At 43.9% G+C, this 21,898-nt stretch carries 15 protein-coding genes; 14 read left to right on the top strand and 1 reads right to left on the bottom strand.

Translation table 11 applies throughout. The features are described 5' to 3' along the window. Positions 1 to 347: 347 nt before the first annotated feature. The 13 genes from uvrB (at position 348) to ABE547_RS07330 (ending at position 17,633) form a co-directional block, all read left to right on the top strand. Positions 348 to 2,321 carry an excinuclease ABC subunit UvrB gene (gene uvrB / locus ABE547_RS07390; RefSeq protein ID WP_347378167.1) on the top strand — a complete coding sequence of 658 codons (1,974 nt, stop codon included), beginning with the start codon at positions 348 to 350 and terminating at the stop codon, positions 2,319 to 2,321. Positions 2,322 to 2,338: 17 nt separating this feature from the next. Beyond that, entirely contained in the window at positions 2,339 to 5,188 is a 2,850-nt protein-coding gene (gene uvrA, locus ABE547_RS07385) for an excinuclease ABC subunit UvrA (RefSeq protein ID WP_347378166.1), read from the top strand. 215 nt (positions 5,189 to 5,403) lie between these two features. Continuing rightward, positions 5,404 to 6,393: a rod shape-determining protein gene (locus tag ABE547_RS07380; RefSeq protein ID WP_235247916.1), complete on the top strand. Its 990-nt coding sequence runs from the start codon at positions 5,404 to 5,406 to the stop codon at positions 6,391 to 6,393. Further along, entirely contained in the window at positions 6,393 to 8,603 is a 2,211-nt protein-coding gene (locus ABE547_RS07375; protein ID WP_347378165.1) for an ATP-dependent RecD-like DNA helicase, read from the top strand. The genes ABE547_RS07380 and ABE547_RS07375 overlap by 1 nt, the downstream gene beginning before the upstream one ends. Beyond that, positions 8,600 to 9,313, top strand: a complete 714-nt coding sequence (locus ABE547_RS07370) for a ComF family protein (RefSeq protein ID WP_347378164.1) — start codon at positions 8,600 to 8,602, stop codon at positions 9,311 to 9,313. Before ABE547_RS07375 ends, ABE547_RS07370 begins: the two co-directional genes overlap by 4 nt. Positions 9,314 to 9,371: 58 nt before the next feature. Further along, positions 9,372 to 9,767 (top strand): hypothetical protein, encoded by a 396-nt coding sequence (locus tag ABE547_RS07365; protein ID WP_347378163.1) that lies wholly within the window; start codon positions 9,372 to 9,374, stop codon positions 9,765 to 9,767. Next, on the top strand, positions 9,768 to 10,919 hold the full coding sequence (locus ABE547_RS07360) for a hypothetical protein (RefSeq protein ID WP_347378162.1): 1,152 nt from the start codon (positions 9,768 to 9,770) through the stop codon (positions 10,917 to 10,919). A gap of 56 nt (positions 10,920 to 10,975) precedes the next feature. Further along, entirely contained in the window at positions 10,976 to 11,869 is an 894-nt protein-coding gene (gene cdaA, locus ABE547_RS07355; RefSeq protein WP_347378161.1) for a diadenylate cyclase CdaA, read from the top strand. Next, on the top strand, positions 11,829 to 13,082 hold the full coding sequence (locus tag ABE547_RS07350; RefSeq protein ID WP_347378160.1) for a CdaR family protein: 1,254 nt from the start codon (positions 11,829 to 11,831) through the stop codon (positions 13,080 to 13,082). The genes cdaA and ABE547_RS07350 overlap by 41 nt, the downstream gene beginning before the upstream one ends. 13 nt (positions 13,083 to 13,095) lie before the next feature. After that, positions 13,096 to 13,359: an HPr family phosphocarrier protein gene (locus tag ABE547_RS07345; RefSeq protein WP_235247909.1), complete on the top strand. Its 264-nt coding sequence runs from the start codon at positions 13,096 to 13,098 to the stop codon at positions 13,357 to 13,359. 123 nt (positions 13,360 to 13,482) lie between these two features. Beyond that, complete coding sequence (locus ABE547_RS07340; RefSeq protein WP_347378159.1) at positions 13,483 to 15,249, top strand: phosphotransferase; 1,767 nt, start codon at positions 13,483 to 13,485, stop codon at positions 15,247 to 15,249. Further along, the gene (locus ABE547_RS07335; RefSeq protein ID WP_347378158.1) at positions 15,233 to 16,108 is read left to right on the top strand and encodes an NTP transferase domain-containing protein; all 876 of its coding nucleotides are present in this window, start codon (positions 15,233 to 15,235) and stop codon (positions 16,106 to 16,108) included. Before ABE547_RS07340 ends, ABE547_RS07335 begins: the two co-directional genes overlap by 17 nt. Position 16,109: 1 nt before the next feature. Continuing rightward, positions 16,110 to 17,633: a BCCT family transporter gene (locus ABE547_RS07330; RefSeq protein WP_347378157.1), complete on the top strand. Its 1,524-nt coding sequence runs from the start codon at positions 16,110 to 16,112 to the stop codon at positions 17,631 to 17,633. Between the two features lie 136 nt (positions 17,634 to 17,769). Here the strand turns inward: ABE547_RS07330 and ABE547_RS07325 are convergent, their stop codons facing one another. Continuing rightward, the gene (locus ABE547_RS07325; protein WP_347378156.1) at positions 17,770 to 18,999 is read right to left on the bottom strand and encodes a hypothetical protein; all 1,230 of its coding nucleotides are present in this window, start codon (positions 18,997 to 18,999) and stop codon (positions 17,770 to 17,772) included. Between the two features lie 208 nt (positions 19,000 to 19,207). Between ABE547_RS07325 and ABE547_RS07320 the strand changes: the two genes are divergently transcribed. Next, positions 19,208 to 21,799, top strand: coding sequence for a hypothetical protein (locus tag ABE547_RS07320; RefSeq protein ID WP_347378155.1), 2,592 nt, complete (start codon positions 19,208 to 19,210; stop codon positions 21,797 to 21,799). The last annotated feature ends 99 nt before the right edge of the window (positions 21,800 to 21,898 follow it).

Raw genomic sequence — 21,898 nt, 5'->3', positions numbered from 1 at the left:
TTGAAATTATTGAGGATCGTCTGGAGAAGATATGGCATAATAAAATAAAAAGAGAAAGGATACAGAACAAATGTTCATTTTGCTCTGTACTTTTTTTTATTCTGATGCTATACTGTACAAAGAACGGTCGCGGAAATCTGTGACCTTCGTTACATACCGTGATGCCTTGTATTTTCTGGTGTTGCGGCGTTTTGAAAAAGTGAATTTGTGACTTCCATTCGTGTAATTGAAAAAGTTCGCCTATAGACCAACGAAAAAAATGAAAATTACACGAATTTTTTTCAGAATTACACGAATTTGATGGCTTATAGTAGTCGAAGTGACTTCGTGAAAAGGAGGTTTTTACCATGCCAGAGTTTAGATTACATGCCCCATATCAGCCCACAGGAGATCAGCCACAGGCAATTGCGGAACTGGTCAAAGGATTTAAAGAAGGCAATCAATGCCAGACTTTACTAGGGGTTACGGGTTCCGGTAAGACATTTACCATGGCAAATGTGATTCAGCAGCTGCAGAAGCCGACGCTGGTCATTGCCCATAATAAAACATTAGCTGCTCAGCTTTATGGAGAATTCAAGGAAATGTTCCCTGAGAACGCAGTGGAGTATTTTGTGTCCTATTATGATTACTACCAGCCGGAGGCTTATGTCCCTTCTTCTGACACCTACATCGCCAAGGATTCATCCATCAATGATGAGATTGACAAGCTGCGCCATTCTGCTACGGCTGCATTATCTGAGCGGCGGGATGTGATCATTGTTGCCAGTGTGTCCTGCATCTATGGTCTGGGTTCGCCGATTGATTATCAGGAGATGGTCATCTCTCTGCGCCCCGGGATGGAGAAAGACAGAGACGATGTGATCCGTAAGCTCATTGACATTCAGTATGACCGTAATGAGATGGATTTTAAACGTGGTACATTTCGGGTACATGGAGATGTGCTGGAGATCTTTCCGGCAGGTTCTGAAGAATATGCGATCCGGGTGGAATTTTTCGGCGATGAAGTAGACAGAATAACAGAAGTGGATGTACTGACGGGAGAAGTAAAGAATGAACTGAGTCATATTGCAATATTCCCGGCATCTCATTATGTAGTGTCGAAAGAGAATATGGAGCGTGCAATCCGTGAAATCGAAGTTGAACTGGAAGAGCAGATCCGTTTTTTTAAAAATGAAGGAAAACTTCTGGAAGCACAGAGAATCTCGGAGCGAACAAATTTTGACATTGAGATGCTCCGGGAAACGGGATTCTGTTCCGGAATTGAGAATTATTCCAGACACCTTACCGGTCTCGCACAGGGACAGCCGCCGCACACACTGATTGATTATTTCCCGGATGATTTTATTATGATGATTGATGAGTCACATAAGACGGTGCCACAGATTGGCGGAATGTATCACGGGGATCAATCCAGGAAGAAGACGTTGGTGGAGTATGGATTCCGCCTGCCGTCGGCGCTTGATAACCGTCCGCTCAGTTTTGAGGAATTTGAGAGTAAGATCGATCAGGTGATGTTTGTATCTGCGACTCCGGGACCATATGAAGAGCAGCATGAGCTGCTTCGTGCAGAACAGGTGATTCGTCCTACGGGTCTTCTGGATCCGGAGGTGGAAGTGCGTCCGGTAGAAGGTCAGATTGATGATCTGGTGGGCGAGGTGAATAAAGAGATTGCGAAGAAGAATAAGATACTGATCACGACCCTTACCAAGCGTATGGCAGAGGATCTGACTGATTACATGAGGGAACTTGGAATTCGTGTGCGGTATCTGCATTCGGATATTGATACTCTGGAACGGACCGAGATTGTACGGGATATGCGTCTGGATGTATTCGATGTTCTGGTTGGAATCAATCTGCTGAGGGAGGGGCTTGATATTCCGGAGATTACGCTGGTTGCGATCCTGGATGCGGATAAGGAAGGTTTCTTACGTTCAGAAACGTCACTGATCCAGACGATCGGACGTGCTGCGCGTAATTCGGAAGGTCATGTGATCATGTATGCAGATAAGATTACTGACTCCATGCGGATTGCAATTGATGAGACCGAACGGCGAAGAAAAGTGCAGATGGCGTATAATGAAAAACATGGAATTACACCGCAGACGATTCAGAAGGGTGTACGTGATCTGATTGCTGTATCTAAAAAAGTGGCGGCAGAAGAGATGCGCCTGGAAAAGGATCCGGAATCCATGAGCGAAAAAGAACTGGAGAAACTGATCAGAGAACTGGAAAAACAGATGAAGAAGGCTGCTGCGGAGTTGAATTTCGAGGCTGCTGCAGAGTTAAGAGACAAGCTGATCGAGTTGAAAAGATTAAAATGAGAGGAACATACAGACATATGGAAGAACAGAAAAACAGTAAACAGTTTATTAAGATCAGAGGTGCCAATGAGCATAATCTGAAGAATATAGATCTGGACATCCCAAGAGATTCGCTGGTGGTACTCACCGGACTCAGTGGTTCCGGAAAGTCATCTCTTGCATTTGATACCATCTATGCGGAGGGGCAGAGAAGATATATGGAATCACTGTCTTCTTATGCACGGCAGTTTCTTGGACAGATGGAAAAACCGGATGTGGAAAGTATCGAAGGATTATCTCCGGCAATTTCCATTGATCAGAAATCCACAAACCGGAATCCGAGATCTACCGTCGGAACCGTGACGGAAATCTATGATTATTTCCGACTGTTGTTTGCCAGAGTCGGTATTCCGCATTGTCCGAAATGTGGAAAAGAGATCAAAAAACAGACAGTTGATCAGATGGTGGATCAGATCATGGAGCTTCCGGAGAGGACAAAGATCCAGCTTCTGGCTCCGGTTGTACGGGGAAGAAAAGGAACGCATGCGAAGCTTTTGGAGGGAGCGAAAAAAAGTGGGTATGTCCGCGTACGTATCGATGGAAATCTGTATGAATTGTCAGAAGAGATCAGTCTGGATAAAAATATCAAGCATAACATCGAGATTATTGTAGACCGTCTTGTGGTAAAGGAAGGGATTGAGCAGCGGCTGACAGATTCTATTGAAAATGTACTGGCTCTTGCAGAGGGACTGATGATCGTCGATGTGATCGGTGGAGAATCCATTCATTTCAGTCAGAGCTTTTCCTGTCCGGATTGTGGCATCAGTATTGAAGAGATCGAACCGAGGAGCTTTTCGTTCAACAATCCCTTTGGTGCCTGTCCGGAATGCTTTGGTCTTGGATATAAGATGGAATTTGACGAAGACCTGATGATACCGGATAAAAGCTTAAGCATCAGTGAAGGGGCAATCGCGGTCATGGGATGGCAGTCCTGTACGGATAAGAAGAGCTTCACATATGCGATTCTGGACGCTCTCAGTCAAGAGTATCAGTTCTCTCTGGATACACCGTTTGGAAAATATCCGAAGAAGATTCATGATGTCCTGATGCATGGCACGAACGGAAAAGAAGTAAAGGTGCATTATAAGGGGCAGCGCGGTGAAGGTGTGTATGATGTCGCGTTTGAGGGCCTGATCAGAAATGTGGAACGCCGTTACAGAGAAACTTCTTCCGAGGTGGTCAAAGCCGAATATGAAGAGTTTATGCAGATCACACCATGTCATGCATGTGGAGGGCAGCGATTGAAACCGGCAGCGCTTGCGGTTACCGTTGGCGGAAAAAATATCGCAGAGCTGACAGACATGTCGATCGAACGTCTGCAGAGATTCCTGGATAAATTAAAGCTGAATAAACATCAGATGATGATAGGCGGACAGATTCTGAAGGAAATCAATTCCCGAATCCAGTTTCTGATGGATGTGGGTCTGAATTATCTGACACTCGGACGTGCGACGGGGAGCCTGTCAGGTGGAGAGGCACAGAGAATTCGTCTTGCGACACAGATCGGTTCCGGACTGGTAGGGGTTGCATATATTCTGGATGAGCCGAGTATCGGTCTTCATCAGAGAGATAATGATAAGCTTCTGGGTACTTTAAAACACCTGAGGGACCTCGGTAATTCAGTCATTGTTGTGGAACATGATGAGGACACCATGCTGGCTGCTGATTATATTGTGGATATCGGACCGGGAGCGGGTGAACATGGCGGAGAAGTGATTGCGACGGGTACGGCAGAAGATATTATGGCGAATGAAAATTCCATAACCGGAGCATATCTGAGCGGAAGAATCCGAATTCCGGTTCCGGATGAGCGCAAAAAGCCGACCGGATGGCTGAAAGTGATCGGAGCAAGGGAAAATAATCTGAAAAACATAGATGTGAAGTTTCCGCTTGGAGTTATGACCTGCGTGACAGGAGTATCCGGTTCCGGAAAGAGCTCCCTGGTCAATGAGGTGTTGTATAAAAGACTGGCCAGAGATCTGAACCGTGCGAGGTGTATTCCGGGAAAACACAAAGAGATACGTGGAATTGATCAGCTGGATAAGGTAATCAATATCGACCAGTCTCCGATCGGAAGAACGCCGAGATCCAATCCTGCGACTTATACCGGAGTCTTTGATCTGATTCGTGACTTGTTTGCGGCAACGCCGGATGCAAAGGCACGTGGCTACAAAAAAGGAAGGTTCAGTTTTAATGTAAAAGGCGGACGATGTGAAGCCTGCAGCGGAGATGGAATCCTGAAGATCGAGATGCATTTTCTCCCGGATGTGTATGTGCCATGCGAGGTATGTAAAGGAAAGCGTTATAACAGAGAGACGCTGGAAGTAAAATATAAAGGAAAGAGCATCTATGATGTACTGAATATGACGGTGGAAGAGGCATTGCATTTCTTTGAACATGTGCCGAGTATCCGAAGAAAGATGGAGACGTTATATGATGTGGGATTGTCATATATCCGGCTGGGACAGCCATCTACCACATTGTCCGGAGGGGAGGCGCAGCGAATCAAGCTGGCAGCGGAACTGAGTAAAAGGAGTACGGGAAAGACGATCTATATTCTGGATGAACCGACGACCGGACTTCATTTTGCCGATGTGCATAAGCTGACGGAGATTCTCCATCGCCTGTCAGAAGACGGCAATACAGTCATTGTGATCGAACACAATCTGGACGTGATCAAAACGGCAGATTATATTATTGATATCGGTCCGGAAGGTGGAGATAAGGGCGGCACTGTCATTGCCCAGGGAACGCCGGAAGAAGTAGCTCAGAGTCCGGTTTCCTATACCGGAAAATACATTGCTTCCATGCTTCAAAAGCAGGAATAGAAGTCAGAATTCTGCGATCGTCATTTTGTTACAGGGATGCAAAGATTTCGTCATATTGTAATATTTCTTTTAGAAAGCTTCATAAAGATTTAAGCAAAATAGGGCTTTTTATTTTAAAGGAATTTGATTATAATGGAACGTGCATTCAGGAAGATGCATTGTGATTAACAATACGAAAGATAGGATATAGATAGCAAAATGAAGGGAGAATAAGCATGTCAGTTGATATTGGAATTGATTTGGGAACAGCCAGTGTTCTGGTATATGTGAAGGGCAAAGGCGTAATATTAAAAGAACCATCAGTGGTGGCGTACGACAGAGATACCAATGCGATCAAAGCAATTGGTGAGGAAGCAAGACTTATGCTTGGAAGAACGCCGGGAAATATCGTGGCAGTCAGACCTTTAAGACAGGGTGTAATTTCGGACTATACAGTTACAGAGAAGATGATAAAGTATTTTGTTCAGAAAGTGTTGGGAAAACGTACATTCAAAAAACCAAGGATCAGCATCTGTGTTCCGAGCGGAGTAACAGAAGTGGAACGTAAGGCAGTGGAGGAAGCGACTTACGCTGCAGGTGCCAGAGAAGTGAATCTGATCGAGGAACCGGTTGCAGCGGCGATCGGTGCAGGAATCGATATATCAAGACCGTGTGGCAATATGATCGTCGATATCGGAGGAGGTACCTCTGATATTGCGGTGATCTCTCTTGGAGGTACAGTTGTCAATACTTCTCTTAAGCTGGCAGGAGATGATTTTGATGAAGCGATCGTGCGATATATGCGAAAGAAACATAATCTTCTGATCGGAGAAAGAACAGCGGAAGATATCAAGATTAAGATTGGTACGACGTATCCGCTGATTGAGGAAGAAGCGATGGAGGTCCGTGGACGGAATCTGGTCACAGGTCTTCCGAAGACCGTGACTGTTACGTCTTCCGAGACAGAAGAGGCACTGCGTGAGACGACCGGTCAGATCGTGGAAGCAGTAATCAGTGTGCTGGAACGTACACCGCCGGAGCTTTCTGCCGATATTCTGGATCGCGGGATCGTACTGACCGGAGGCGGTTCCATGCTTCGCGGAATGGAAGAACTGATTGAAGAGAAGACCGGTATCAATACCATGACGGCAGACGATCCGATGAAGGTGGTTGCGATTGGTACCGGAGAGTATGTAGAATTTATGGGTGGGCGTAAAGATTTTTAATGGACAGTATAAAAGGATATGTAGAGCACATTGTATATCGGAATGAGGATAACGGATATACAGTTTTTCATCTGGAAAATAATGATGGAGAGATGACCTGTGTCGGGAATTTCCACTATATTGAAGAAGGAGAACTTCTGAAACTTGACGGTGAGTATACGACACATAAGATGTATGGCTTGCAGTTTGCGGTGGAATCTTCAGAAGTGTGTGAGCCGGAGGATCTGGTTTCCATTGAAAGGTATCTGGGATCCGGTGCAATCAAAGGAGTCGGAACTGCACTTGCGGGAAGGATCGTCAGGAAGTTTAAAGAGGATACTTTCCGGATCATAGAGGAAGAGCCGGAAAGACTGGCAGAGATCAAGGGCATCAGTGAGCGCAAGGCCCGGGAGATTGCCGCTCAGGCAGAAGAAAAAAAGGATATGCGCCAGGCAATGATATATCTGCAGAAATATGGAATATCGACGACTCTGGCTGCAAAAATATACCAGCACTATGGGCGAAATGTTTATCGTGTGATAGAAGAGAATCCATATCAGCTGGCTGATCATGTATCAGGAGTTGGATTTAAGACCGCTGATGAGATTGCGTCAAAAGTTGGAATTCATACGGATTCTGATTATCGCATTCGCAGCGGTATTTTCTATACACTTATGCAGAGTGTGAATGAAGGGCATATCTATCTTCGTCAGAACGTACTTCTTTATCGCGCGGGAGAATTGCTTGGAGTTGAGATCCCCGATATGGAAAAGTATCTGATGGATCTTGCGATGGAAAAAAAGATTGTTATGAAACAGGCGGAAGATGGCAACAGGATATACGCATCCCGCTATTATTACATGGAGCTGAATGTAGCCAGAATGCTTCATGACCTGAATATTTCCTGTGATGTGGCAGAGGATCATATGAATCGAAGGATTCAGGCAATCGAAGACAATACGGGACTGCATCTGGATGAGATCCAGAGGAAGGCAGTCGTGGAGGCGGCACGCAGGGGAATTATGGTATTGACGGGAGGACCGGGAACGGGAAAGACAACGACGATCAATGCGATGATTCATTTCTTTGAAAGCGAGGGCATGGATATCTATCTTGCGGCGCCTACCGGGAGGGCAGCAAAGCGTATGACAGAGGCAACCGGTTATGAGGCGCAGACGATACACCGTCTTCTGGAGGTCAGCGGTAATCCGGAAGACGAGAATATCGGAGGATTTCAGAGGAATGCCGAGAATCCGCTGGAAGCGGATGTCGTTATCATAGACGAGATGTCAATGGTCGATCTTCCGTTAATGTATGCACTGCTGGGAGCAATCATGCCGGGGACAAGGCTGATTCTGGTGGGAGACCGCAATCAGCTTCCGAGTGTAGGACCGGGAAGTGTATTAAAAGATATCATCGACTCAGGATGTTTCCCGGTCGTGATGCTGACAAAGATCTTCCGGCAGGCCGGAGAAAGTGACATTGTTGTAAATGCACATAAAATAAACCGGGGAGAAGAAGTAGTCCTGGATAATAAGAGCAGAGACTTTTTCTTTTTGAAAAGACAGGATCCAAACATGATCATCAGCAATGTGATCACACTGATCCAGAAGAAACTTCCAAAATATGTGGATGCGAGGCCTTACGATATCCAGGTACTGACACCAATGAGAAAGGGCGTTCTTGGAGTGGAACGGCTGAATCGTATCCTTCAGGAGTATCTGAATCCGCCGGAAGCAGGCAAAAAAGAAAAAGAATATTCGGACCGGATCTTCCGGGAGGGAGATAAGGTCATGCAGATCAAGAACAATTATCAGCTGGAATGGGAAATCTCAACCAGATATGGAATGACCATAGACAAAGGACTGGGAGTTTTTAACGGCGACATGGGAATTGTTTGCGAGATCAATACATATGAGGAAACGGTAACAGTGGAATATGATGAGAAAAAGAAGGTAAAGTATCCGTATCAGCTTCTGGATGAGCTGGAACTTGCCTACGCTGTTACCATACACAAATCTCAGGGGAGTGAGTATCCTGCGGTTGTGATTCCGCTTCTGCAGGGACCCAGACAGCTGTATCACAGGAATCTGCTGTATACGGCTGTGACGAGGGCAAGAAAATGTGTGACACTGGTGGGAAGTGATACCGTGTTTCAGGATATGATTCACAACACCAACGAGCAGAATCGCAATACAAGTCTTGCCGAGCGAATCCGGGAAATTGGATGAAAACATTTTTTATAAAAACAGCAGCATTACTGTGGCCGGAAGTATGTCCGTTCTGTCAGAAAGTATGCAGAACAGGGATCTGTGCTTCCTGCCGCAGAATGATCGAGAAATTAAGAGTTCGTGAGCCAAGGTGTATGCAATGTGGTAAACCGTTGCGACATATGGAGCAGGAATACTGCCATGACTGTATGCATACACATCACTATTATGAGAAGGGAATCAGTCTGTGGATACACAGACCACCGGTCAATACGTCTATCTATCAATTCAAGTATCACAATCAGAGAAGATATGGAATCCGTTATGCAGAAGAAATTGTTAAAATTCATGGAAAAACGATTCTGAGCTGGGATCCGGATCTGCTCATTCCGATTCCATTGCATCCCAAAAGAAAAAGAAAACGAGGCTTTAATCAGGCGGAAATTCTGGCAAGAGAATTGGGCAAAAGACTCAGTCTGAATGTTGATTCGATAAGCCTGATCAGAAAACTGAATACAGATCCACAGAAAAAGCTGGGGCATGCTGAGAGAAAAAACAATCTGAAGAAGGCTTTTTTTCTGCAGAAAGAACTGAGCGGAGTGAAAAATGTTGTCCTGGTAGATGATATTTATACGACGGGAAACACGATCGATGCGGCAGCGAAAGTCCTGAAAGAAGGCGGAGTTGAAAAAGTCTATTTTTTAACTATAAGTATTGGACAAGGATACTGATATTTGTTATACTGAAAATAGTGTTTATATGTGAGTTTTAAGACCTTGAGGTGAATATATGTTAGATGAAGAAAGAGTAAAGCTTATGACCCGACTCGCACTCTATGAACAGACGAAAGGGCAGGAAGATTTTAAAATCAGCGCGTACTACCGCAAAGATTATGCAAGCCTCCATGTGATATGCTCACTGATCAGTGTGACGATCGGATATGCATGTGTTGTGGCACTTGTGGTGCTTGCGATGTTTGATTCTCTGATGGCAAAGATGTCAAATGGACTGATTCTCTTTTTACTGTTGGTTGTATTTATTGGATATGTGGTTGTTATGTGTATTTATGCAGGATTATCCAGTTTTATTTTTAACCGGAAGCACAAACAAGCAAGACAGAGAGTGAAGAAATATAATCATAATCTGATTAAATTACTTAAGATGTATGAAAAGGAGAATGAATAAATGAATACGATGTATGTGATTCGTGGAAAGCTGCAGGAATTTTATGCGGAAAAGTCAATGATAGTCAATAAATTGCTGCAATTTGTTCTGGCGCTGGTGACATTTACGGTCATCAGTCATAATGTCGGATATATGAAGGCTGCGGCAACTCCGGTTGTATCACTGGCACTGGCAATTGTATGTACCTGCCTGCCGCTGATTATGACGGTTGTCATGGCTACGGTTTTGATATTGGTTCATATGTATTCTGTTTCTTTGGGGATTCTGGCAGTAACAGCTGTGCTTTTTCTGGTAATGTATATTTTTTATCTGCGCCTGACTCCTAAGATGGCACTGCTTGTATTACTGACTCCGCTGGCGTGTGCGCTTAAGATTCCCTGTGTGATTCCGATCGCAGCAGGACTGGTTGCGACTCCGATCAGCCTGATCGCAGCATTCTGTGGTACAATTGTGTATTATATGATGGAATATGTAAAAGCAATAGCCGGATCTACCGAAGGAAGTGGAAGTAAGGCGTTACTTTCCCAGACATCGACATATGTAAAGCAGGTGTTCTTGAATAAGGATATGTGGGTGATGATATTTGCATTTACGGTGTGCTTCTTTCTGGTATATGCACTGCACAGAATGGCGGTAGATCATGCATGGAAAATTGCGATTATCGCGGGGGCAGTTGCAAATGTGATTGTGATCGCTGTGGGAAGTGTGGCTCTTGGGCTTAAAGTATCTTATCCTTCTCTGATCCTCGGAAGCGTGCTGGCTGTTCTGGCAGGACTTGTTCTTGAATTTTTCTTCTTCTCTGTGGATTATGCGAGAAGTGAGAACCTTCAGTTCGAGGATGATGAATACTTTTATTATGTTAAGGCAATTCCTAAGGTATCTGTCACAACGCCGGAAAAGACAGTAAAGAGAATCAATGAACGGCAGGAAACAGAGATTATTGATACAGAGGAAGTCAGAAGAATGGCAAAAGGAACTTCTGAAAAAAAAGCTCAGCCTGCGAAAAAGAAGAGTGTTCGTGTAAGTAAAGCGAATCCGGGGAATAAGCGTCCTCCCAAAAAAGGACCTGTTGCGAAAAAGCATGATATGAAAGAAGTAGATAAGATGCTTCTTACACAGAGTCTCAGAAGAGATCTGGAAGGAAAAGAATAATATTTTTTGATAATAATGTGTGTATGTCTGAACACATAAAGGAGGTGAGAGACAGAATGATGATATCTGAATTTACAGAAAAATATAACTTATATTTCCCTGATATAAAATTGACGGATATTATAGAAGTTCTGATTCTTACATTTCTTATCTATCAGGTGATGGTCTGGATCAAGAATACGAAAGCATGGATGCTCTTAAAGGGAATCATTGTTCTGGCAGTGTTTATTCTGATCGCAGCTGTCTTAAACATGCATACAATATTGTATCTGGCGAAGAATTCAGTTACGGTTATGGCCACGGCAGCAATTGTAGTATTTCAGCCGGAACTGCGAAGAGCCCTGGAAAAACTGGGAGAAAAGCAGTTCCTGCCTTCGGTTGTCCCGTTTGAGACGAGCAGAGAAGCACGTTTCAGTGAAGAGACAAGAGAAGAGATGATCCGGGCAGCTTTCGCGATGGGCAAGGTGAAAACGGGTGCATTGATTGTGGTAGAGCAGGCGATTCGTCTTACGGAATATGAAAGTACCGGAATCAGGATGGACTGTCTGGTGTCCAGTCAGGTGCTGATTAATATATTTGAACATAATACTCCTTTGCATGATGGGGCTATTATTGTTCGGGGAGACCGCATTGTATCTGCAACCTGTTATCTTCCGCTGTCTGATAATATGGGAATCAGCAAGGATCTGGGAACCAGACATCGTGCCGCAGTGGGAATGAGTGAAGTAAGTGATGCACTGATTATCGCAGTGTCAGAAGAGACGGGTGCGGTTTCTGTGGCACAGGGAGGAAGGCTGGCCCGTAATGTTACGGAAGAAGAACTCAGAGACAGATTGTCCGATATTCAACATAAAAAGAAAGAAACAGGCCGAATAGCAGCATTATGGAAAGGAAGGCGTAAGAATAAGAATGAGAATGAGAAGAAAACTGACCAACAATCTCAGCCTTAAAATACTGGCCTTTCTGATCGCGTCCTGTATGTGGCTTCTGGTGGTTAATATTGACGATCCGGTGACAGAGGAAACGTATTCCGGAATACCGGTCGAAGTGATTCATGAAGAAGTTGTGACGGACCAGAACAGCACATACCAGATTGTTGATGATACGAATGAGGTCAGTGTAACGGTTACTGCCAAACGGTCCGTGCTGAACAAGATCAAGTCGGAAGATATCAAGGCGGTTGCAGATATGAGAGAGCTGACGCTTCGCACACAGGTGCCGATAGAAGTAACGGTCGAGGGTTACCGGTATGACAAGGCAGTTGCAAAGCCTAGAAATCTTCAGGTACAGATAGATGAGGAAGCAAAGAATAATTTCCCGATCACTCCTACGACAATCGGAACCGTAAGAGAAGGATATGTGATTGCGGAAATGAATGCAGTTCCTCAGAAGGTGACTTTGCGTGGTCCGAAGACTGTGATCGACAGTATCAGTAAGGTCATGGCGGAAGTAGATGTATCCGGATTGTCGGAAGATACGACGCTGGAAGCAAAGCTTGTGTTGTATGATGCAAATAACAATGTGATTGATCAGACGCTGCTGGCGAACAATCTTGGAAAAGAGGGTGTGAGCGTAGCCGTTGAACTGTTCCAGATAAAGAATGTGCCGATCCGGCTGGATACTTCGAAGATAACAGCGGCGGACGGATATAAGATAGGCAGTGTGGAAGTGGAGCCGCAGGAAGTCAGTGTGACCGGAGATAAAGATACACTGAAGAAACTGTCGGAGATCAATATACCTGCAGAAGAGCTGGAGATATCTGATTTGACGAAAAAGTCGGAAGAAACGATAGATATATCGCCGTATCTGCCGGAAGGCGTCATGCTGGCAGAGTCGAATGCGAACAATGTTGTGGTGACGATTACGGTAGAACAACCCGGAACCAAGATGTATGAAGTGTCGACCGGATCAATTGTGGTGAATAACCTGGCGTCTGATCTGGAGTTGAGTTTTGGAAACACGGTAGATCTGGAGATACAGATTAAGGGACCGAGTGAAAAGCTGGAAGTATTTTCCATTGCAAAAAAAGTCAGCATTGATCTGAAAAAATATACGACTCCTGGAACTTATACTGTTCCGGTGGCTGTGGAGCTCCCAAATGGATGCTCTCTGGTTAACGATGTAAGTGTCGAGATCGTATTGGAAAAAAAGAAAGAAGAATAACACGGAGGGAAATATGGTTAGTCAGAAAGTTACAATTACTAATCCTACTGGTCTGCATTTGAGACCTGCAGGAATATTCTGCAATACAGCCAGCAGATATGACTGCAGAGTGACATTTAAGTACGGTAACATGACAGCAAATGCAAAAAGTGTTCTGAGTGTTCTCGGAGCGTGCATTAAAAAAGGTGATGAAATCGAACTTGAATGTGAAGGAAAAGGTGAAGAAGAAGCATTAGCTGCTATGGTAAAAGCCGTAGAAGATGGGCTTGGGGAATAGGTAACAAAAGAAAGAACCGGGAATGGAGCAGACATTCCCGGTTCTTTCTTTGTAAAGTACTTGCATTATCCTGAGAAAAGAGTTACAATACCGTTGTTCACGAAAATAAAAAAGGAGAAAAACATGAACATTCAAGAATATGATATCATGAACGCTTTGACTGAAAAGAGGTTTCACTCACAAAGAGAACTCTCAGCTTATACGGGATATTCTGTTGGAAAAGTAAACAGTGCATTAAAAAAACTGATCAATAGTGCGTATATAGATGAAGATATGAACCTTTCTCAGAAAGCGCTATGTGAAATACAGAAGAAAAAACCCAAAAATGCTGTGATTCTTGCTGCAGGATACGGTATGCGAATGGTTCCGATCAATGTGGAGATGCCGAAGGGTCTGTTGGAAGTTCACGGAGAGCCGTTGATCGAACGTCTGATTCTGCAATTACATGAGGCAGAAATATATGATATTGATATCATCGTCGGATTCATGAAGGAACAGTATGAATATCTGATCGATAAGTTTGGAGTGAATCTGGTGTTCAATGCAGATTACTCAAGGAAAAATAATCTGCATTCTCTGAACAGAGTGGTAGAGAAGATTGGTAATACCTATATCATACCATGTGATATCTGGTGCAGAAATAATCCGTTTTCCAAAAAAGAGTGGTATTCCTGGTATATGGTGACGGATGCGTTTTCTGAAGAAAGCTCTGTCAGGATCAATCGAAAAAAAGAATTAGTAAGTGTGAAACGAAATGAAGATGGCAATGCCATGGTCGGAATTGCATATATGCTTGAGAGTGACGCTGAAAAATTAAAGAAAAACATTCGGGAATACTCCGCAAAACGGGAATATAATCAGGCATTCTGGGAACAGGCACTTCTGGAAGGGGATCGGTATCTTGTCGGACCAAAAGAGGTGAGTGCAGAGGATGTGTTTGAAATTAATACATATGAACAGCTGAGAGAGCTGGATGACAACTCCAATCAGCTTCAGTCAGATGTGATTGCATTAATTGCGGAAGTACTGAACTGTAATGAAGATGAGATTGTTGAGATTCGGTCTCTGAAGAAAGGAATGACAAATCGCTCCTTTCAGTTCCGGTGCAGAGACAAAAAGTATATTATGCGGATACCCGGGGAAGGCACAGATCAGATGATCAATCGCAGACAGGAGTACGAAGTATATGAGCAGCTGAAAGGTACGGAGCTTACAGATCCTGTGATCTATATTTCACCGGAGAACGGGTATAAGATTACAGAGTTTGTTGAGAATGCAAGAAACTGTGACAGTGATAACCCGGAAGATGTAAAGATATGTATGGATCTGCTGCGGGAATTCCACAACATGAATCTGAAGGTCGAACACACTTTTGATATATTTGAACAGATGGAATATTATGAAAAATTAAGGGGAGCAGAGCCTTCCGCATATCGGGATTATCAGGATACAAAAGTAAAAATGTATGAGTTAAAGCAGTATATTGATGCACAGCCGAAACAGATCTCTTTGACGCATATTGATGCAAACTGCGATAATTTTCTTCTGACGAAGGAGAAAATCTATCTGATTGACTGGGAATATGCAGGAATGCAGGATATTCATGTTGATATAGCCATGTTTGCAATCTATTCCATGTATGACAGAGAAAAGGTCGATGAGCTGATTAATCTGTATTTTCAGGGACAGGTGGATCAGAAGATCCGGATTAAAATCTATTGCTACATTGCAGTGTGCGGCTTCCTCTGGAGCAACTGGTGTGAGTACAAAAGAGTGTGTGGTGTGGAGTTCGGAGAGTATTCACTGAGACAGTATCGATATGCGAAAGAATATTATCACATTGTAAAAGAAGAACTGGAGAAAGGAGCAATTGATGATACGGATAGATAATGCAGTCATCATGGCTGCCGGAATGTCGACAAGGCTGGCTCCGTTGTCGTATGAAAAACCAAAAGCACTGCTTACGATCCATGGAGAAGTTCTGATTGAACGACAGATCAGGCAGCTTCAGGAAGCGGGAATCGAAGACATTACAGTAATCGTCGGATATCACAGAGAACAGTTTGAATATCTGAAAGAAAAATGTAGAGTTACATTGATTGAAAATCCATATTATCTGGAAAAAAATAATCATTCCAGCCTGTATGTGGCAAAAGAAAAGCTGAAAAATACTTATGTATCCTGCAGTGATTATTATTTTCGCGAGAACCCATTTCGCAGGGAAGAAGAGCGTCCATATTATACGACCATGTATAAGCAGGGGAAAACGGATGAATGGTGCGTTTTTTCGGATTCGGAAGGGAAGATTACAGAGGTTGTGATCGGAGGTAAAGATGCCTGGGTCATGCAGGGAATTGTATTGTTTGATGAAAGATTCTCAGGACAGCTGATACCACTTCTGGAGAAAGCGTTTGAAGATCCAAAAGCAGCAGATACCTACTGGGAAGATCTTTATCTGGAACACATACAGGAAATGGTACTGTATGAGAAACGGGAGGATGCCGGGAATGTGCTGGAATTTGACAGCTTTGAAGAATTAAGAGAGCAGGTGCCTGAGTACCTGACGTCATCAGGATGTCATATCATGGAGGCAATCGCAGAACGGTTGAAATGCGAAGAAAAGGATCTTTATGGATTTGCACCGGTAAAAAAAGGGAATCATGTATCAGGGGTTTGCTTCAGATACCGGGAGGATTCCTACACATATGATTATGGAACTGGAAAACTGTGTGTAATGGAGGGAAAATAATATGTCACAAAAGAATAACAAAAAAATAATGGAACGACTGGATCTGTCTACCATGATCGTCCCGCTGATTGTGATCATCGCACTGTGTGTTGTCTTTATGATCTGGCCGGAACAGTCAAAAAATGTTCTGGGCAATATAAGAAATTTTCTGGGGGATGATCTTGGAATCTATTATGTACTGCTTGGCTGTGGTGCAGTGATCTGTTCACTTTATATGGCATTTTCCCGATATGGAAAGATTCGCCTTGGAGATCAGGACAAGCCGGAGTACAGTACATTTAAATGGGGAACCATGATATTTACTTCAACAATGGCGGCAGATATCCTGTTTTATTCTCTGTGTGAATGGGCCTTGTATGGCAATGATCCCCACATCGTTGCGATGGGGGGTATGCAGAAATGGGCACCTACCTACACGTTGTTTCACTGGGGACCGATTGCGTGGAGTTTTTATATTATTCTTGCGGTTGCCTTTGGATTTATGATTCATGTCAGAGGCAGAGAGAAACAGAAGTTCTCAGAAGCATGCAGACCTCTGCTTGGAGATAAAGTAGACGGAATCATAGGACGAATCATTGATCTGCTTGCGGTCATAGCTTTGCTTGCAGGAACAGCTACAACGTTTTCGCTGGCAACTCCACTGCTTTCTGCGGCACTCAGCCATGTGTTCGGACTGACGCCCGGAATTACGCTTACAATTATTATTCTGCTGATGATCGCATTCGTATATACACTGACGGTATGGTTTGGCATGAAGGGGGTATCCAGACTTGCAAGCATCTGTGCGTATCTGTTCTTTGTTCTGCTTGCCTATGTATTGATTGGAGGCGGAGAATGCAGATACATTCTGGAAACAGGGGTATCCTCGATTGGAAATCTGGTACAGAATTTTGTTGGGATGGCAACCTGGATGGATCCCGCCAGAGAAACTTTCTTTGTGCAGAACTGGAGTATTTTCTACTGGGCCTACTGGATGGCATGGTGTGTGGCAACGCCGTTCTTTATCGGAATTATCAGTAAGGGAAGAACCATCAGAAATACGGTGCTGGGAGCATATGGATGTGGTCTTGCCGGAACATTTATGTCATTTATCGTGCTGGGGAATTATGGATTGTCGCAGCAGATGAAAGGTGTAATAGATGTTGTCGGTGAACTGGAAAACGGAACGGATATTCCGGCTGTGATCATAGAGATTCTGAATACGCTGCCGTGTGCAAAGCTGGTGCTGGTAATCCTGGTAGTTACGATGATTGCATTTTATTCGACGACGTTTGATGCATTGACAATGGTTGTTTCCTCCTATTCCTACAAGTTTTTAAAAGCAGATGAAGAACCGGATAAAAAGATCCGTACATTCTGGGCTGTGCTGTTTATCCTGTTTCCGATCGCACTGATCTTCTCTGAAAATTCGATGAACAGTCTGCAGTCGGTGGCGATCATTGCGGCATTCCCGATCGGGATCATCGTCATGATTATTGTAGCAAGCTTTTTCAAAGATGCAGGAAAGTATCTGAAAGAACAGTAATAAGTAAGAAACACTATTAATGAAAATACGGTTTCCAAAGGAGCGCTCTGGTGCATGCCAGAGGTTTTCCAAGGGAAACCGTATTTTTATGATGTCATTTTAATGACGTTGTTCATCCTTATGATTGCTTCTGTAATTAGTTGGCATATCCAAGCCATACACCGTTAGAATCAAAGACGCAGATGCGTCCGTCGATCAGAAGAGAGCCGGTTACCATGAAACCGTTGTTGTTTGGATCGAAATAATACCATTTGTAATTGATCTTCTTCCAGCCGAATACCAGATTACCATTCGGGACATCCAGATAAACATATTTTGTACCTGTACTCGTGTCTATCTTTCCCCAGCCGGTTACCATGGCGCCGGTTTCTGTAAAGTAATAGTGCTTTTCATTGATCGTCAACCATCCATCACATGCCATGGCATTGAGATCGTTCGGATTCATATAATACCATTTTCCGCTGGACTTGAGCCATCCGGAGTGCTCGGCACCGTCACTGTCATAATAGAAGTAAGCTTTATAATAGGATGAGTAGTACCAGCCAACGGTCATGGAACCATCTTTATTAAAGTGATATGTCTTTCCGCCGAGATCACGCCATCCTTCTTCCTGCATCAGGTTGGCATATGCCGCGTTACTGTTCGGATTCATATAATACCACTTTCCGCCGGACTTTACCCAGCCGGTGCATTCATATCCATTGCTGTTGTAGAAGCGCCATCCTGCTGAGAATTGATACCAGCCGATGACCATGGACCCGTCTGAACGGAAGCAATAGATCTTGTCGCTGATCTCGTAACGTCCATTTGCGATCATTGCATAGCCATATCCTGTATTCGGATCCAGATAGTACCATTTTCCTCCGTCATTGAGCCATCCCCGGTGCTGTGCTCCGTTGCTGTCAAAGTAGTACCACAGACCTTCGAATTTGAACCAGCCGGTCACCATATATCCTCTGGAGTCGAAGGCATAAGTAACACCACCTATGGTATAGATGCCATTGCTCAGATATCCGCCGCCAATGATTTCGAACCAGTATCCGTTGCTGTTGTGATGCCAGTATCCGCTTCCGGAATCAAAGAGTACCGGAGCTTCGGATTCTTCCGTAACAGAACCGTTCTCAGATTCCGGAACGGAGATATCTTCAGGCACTTCCTGAGTTACTTCTGTATCAGAAACGTCCGCCTCGTCTGGAATGTCCGCATCAGGCTGTTCCTGACCGTCATCTTCTGAAACAGACACTTCTGCCTGCACATCCGCAGCTTCATCTGTATCCACGTCTGCCGCAAGTGCTGTGAGCGGAGCTGCACAGGTTAATGTCAGAGCCAGAAATAATGACAGTAATTGTTTTTGGTATCCTTTCATATCATTACCTCCTCATAATGTAAAAGATAGTATTATTATACAAAAGAAATATGGTAAAGACAATTGAAATATCAGAAAAAAAGGCAGAATTAATCGAAAATTCCTTTTAATACAACAGGAGAGAAAAATATTGTATAAATATTTAATAAATGGTATGATTTGTATAATTGATAGTGCAGATTACCTGTAATAGTAAGGAGGAATGGGAATGATAAAAAGAAAAAAGCTGGTTGCACTTTTCAGCATTATGGCATTATCGGTAAGTTCCGTAACGCCTGCATTGGCACAGGACAGCGTATCTGATGATGCAGTACAGGAAGAAGTGGTTCAGGAGGAGACTGTAACAGAAGATGTTCCGGAGAATGTAACAGAAGAAGTGGAACTGTCTGAGGAAGCGACAGCGGAGGAAGAGGAGACCAAAGCGGAACAGACGATAGAAGAGACAGAATCTGAGGATCCGGCGGTTGTATCAGACGGAGGAACTGACGTGGGGATTCCGGAGACGGGCTGGTATGAAGAAGACGGATACCGGTATTATTACGTGGACGGCGTAATGCTGGAAGACACCATGTACCAGATTGAAGGAGACTGGTATTACTTCTGGTCTGGCGGAACGTTGATGGTGAACGGGGATGTTTATTACTGGAATGAAGATACAGAAAAAGGCGGATATATCAGATCAGCTGAAGATGGAATCTTGATTACCGGCTGGTATTATGATGAATATGAGGAGGAATATCAATATTACGGAGAAGATTTCTTCCGGTATGAAAGTGAAGTGCTTGAAGAAGACGGCAATTCCTATTATTTTAATACCAATGGATATCTGGTCAGAAACGGCAATGTGCTGATTGATGACGTACTCTATTATGCGGATGAAGACGGAGTACTGACGGTTGTTGACGATGCAGATCTGAACGGCTGGCAGATGATCAACGGCGCATGGTATTACTTTGAAGATGGTTCATATGTCTGTGATGAGATAAAAAATATTGACGGCAAGGACTATTATTTTGACTGGAATGGTGAGCTGCAGACCGGTACGATCTGGACCGGTGGGGAAAGACCATACCTTACTGACAGTAACGGCGCAATCATCAAGCATGCAAAAGGCTGGTATCAGTCACCGGAAACGAAGTACTGGTATTATTTCCTTGAGGACAATCAGATTGTTACCGGCGAGATCGTGACTGATAAGGGAAAACAGTATTACTTTGACTGGGAAGGAATCATGCAGACCGGTTCTTTTGTAGTATCGATCTGGAATGAAGAAGAGGAAGATTATGATGATGTATGGCTTCTGGCAGACCCGGACGGAGTGATTATTCAGAAGACCGGATGGGTGCAGACCGGTGGTGAATGGTATTATATCGGGGAAGACGGTAATCTGTATACAGATGGTCTATATGAGATTGGCGGCAAGAAATACCTCTTTAACTATGCTGGTGTCATGGACCAGGGCATGTGCTGGTATGACGGAGAAGTGTATATGACAGATGCCAAAGGTGCGCTTGTAATGAATGATTGGGTGCGCTTTGGACTTAGCTGGTATCGTACAGATGAACAGGGAAGAATACTGACCGAACAGTGGGTAGACAATCATAAATACTATGTAGACTGGGATGGCGAGATGGTGACCGGTGTATATGAGATTGAAGGAGAGTCCTATCTCTTTGCTGATAACGGAGCACTGGTTAAGAAGCTTGGAGCAAAAGCAGGCTGGGAGCTCGCAGACGGAACATGGTATTACCGGACGGAGGATGGAGAACCGTACAGTGGATGGCTGCAGGACAGATATTATATTATGAATGGTGCTATGGCGACGAATATGATTGTCGATTCTGATGACGGATGTTATTATGTCGGATATGACGGTGAGATCATGAAGGGCTGGATCAAGACTCTATATGGCGAATGGTTTTATGCAGATTCTGCCACCGGAAAACTCATCACGGATGAGGGATGGAAGCTGATTAATGGAAAATGGTATTATTTCACGGATTATTATACACTTGCAACCTATCCGATCGTTGATGAAGGAAAATTATATGATATTGATTCTTCCGGATATTATCTCGGTGAGATCAAGGGGAAAAAGGCATGGAAGAAAACCCGTACGGGAGACTGGTATTACTTTAATGAAGACGGAACTTTGAATCAGGAAGCAAAGCTGGAGATTAACAATGTCACCTATTATTTCGATGGGAATGGGGTGATGGTTTCCGATATGTTCTGGTATGACGAAGATACAGGAGAAGAATACTATATCAATGCTTCAGGAGTAAGAACAGATCTGAAGAACGGCTGGAAGAAAATTGATGGTTCCTGGTACTATTATAAAAACGGAGAGCAGCAGACCGGACTTCAGACGATTGACGGAAAGCAGTATTATCTGGATCCGGAGATGAGGACAGGTTATGTCTGGGTAACAGAACTGAATGGCTATAGATTTTTCGGAAGCAACGGTGCCATGACAGAGGTAAAGACAGGATGGTATTCTGTGAAGGAGAATTATGGAACCTTCTGGTACTATTTTGTAAACGGAAATCCGGCAGAAGGACTGAAAACGATTGGAGGCAAAGCATATTACTTTAACAATGGCCGTATGCATACAGGTTTGTTCTATACAGGGGTTGAATTCTATCTGTTTGATGGCAGTGGTGCCATGGTAAAAGGCGGATGGGCAAAAGTAGATGGATACTGGTATTATGCATCTTCTAACGGACGCCTGTATACCGGTGAAAGAACCATTAATGGAAAGAAATACTGGTTCACAGGAAGCGGAATATGGGTTAAATAATACATAAAACAGAATATGCTGCGAGAATAAAGAATGGAACAGGGTGTTGTTTTATAGCCGGAAAGGTTGTGAAGCAACACCTTTTCAATGGATGAAAAA

Origin of the sequence: Dorea sp. YH-dor226 (assembly GCF_039832105.1) — a bacterium.
Lineage (GTDB): Bacteria > Bacillota > Clostridia > Lachnospirales > Lachnospiraceae > Dorea_A.
The sequence above is the reverse complement of the archived record's forward strand: the minus strand, read 5'-3'. Positions and strand labels throughout refer to the sequence as shown.

What these genes read in the sequence shown, in the direction of transcription:
- uvrB (WP_347378167.1), top strand. Translation starts at nt 348, where the DNA reads ATGCCAGAGTTTAGATTACATGCCCCATATCAGCCCACAGGAGATCAG.
- uvrA (WP_347378166.1), top strand. Translation starts at nt 2,339, where the DNA reads ATGGAAGAACAGAAAAACAGTAAACAGTTTATTAAGATCAGAGGTGCC.
- ABE547_RS07380 (WP_235247916.1), top strand. Translation starts at nt 5,404, where the DNA reads ATGTCAGTTGATATTGGAATTGATTTGGGAACAGCCAGTGTTCTGGTA.
- ABE547_RS07375 (WP_347378165.1), top strand. Translation starts at nt 6,393, where the DNA reads ATGGACAGTATAAAAGGATATGTAGAGCACATTGTATATCGGAATGAG.
- ABE547_RS07370 (WP_347378164.1), top strand. Translation starts at nt 8,600, where the DNA reads ATGAAAACATTTTTTATAAAAACAGCAGCATTACTGTGGCCGGAAGTA.
- ABE547_RS07365 (WP_347378163.1), top strand. Translation starts at nt 9,372, where the DNA reads ATGTTAGATGAAGAAAGAGTAAAGCTTATGACCCGACTCGCACTCTAT.
- ABE547_RS07360 (WP_347378162.1), top strand. Translation starts at nt 9,768, where the DNA reads ATGAATACGATGTATGTGATTCGTGGAAAGCTGCAGGAATTTTATGCG.
- cdaA (WP_347378161.1), top strand. Translation starts at nt 10,976, where the DNA reads ATGATGATATCTGAATTTACAGAAAAATATAACTTATATTTCCCTGAT.
- ABE547_RS07350 (WP_347378160.1), top strand. Translation starts at nt 11,829, where the DNA reads ATGAGAATGAGAAGAAAACTGACCAACAATCTCAGCCTTAAAATACTG.
- ABE547_RS07345 (WP_235247909.1), top strand. Translation starts at nt 13,096, where the DNA reads ATGGTTAGTCAGAAAGTTACAATTACTAATCCTACTGGTCTGCATTTG.
- ABE547_RS07340 (WP_347378159.1), top strand. Translation starts at nt 13,483, where the DNA reads ATGAACATTCAAGAATATGATATCATGAACGCTTTGACTGAAAAGAGG.
- ABE547_RS07335 (WP_347378158.1), top strand. Translation starts at nt 15,233, where the DNA reads ATGATACGGATAGATAATGCAGTCATCATGGCTGCCGGAATGTCGACA.
- ABE547_RS07330 (WP_347378157.1), top strand. Translation starts at nt 16,110, where the DNA reads ATGTCACAAAAGAATAACAAAAAAATAATGGAACGACTGGATCTGTCT.
- ABE547_RS07325 (WP_347378156.1), bottom strand. Translation starts at nt 18,999, where the DNA reads ATGAAAGGATACCAAAAACAATTACTGTCATTATTTCTGGCTCTGACA.
- ABE547_RS07320 (WP_347378155.1), top strand. Translation starts at nt 19,208, where the DNA reads ATGATAAAAAGAAAAAAGCTGGTTGCACTTTTCAGCATTATGGCATTA.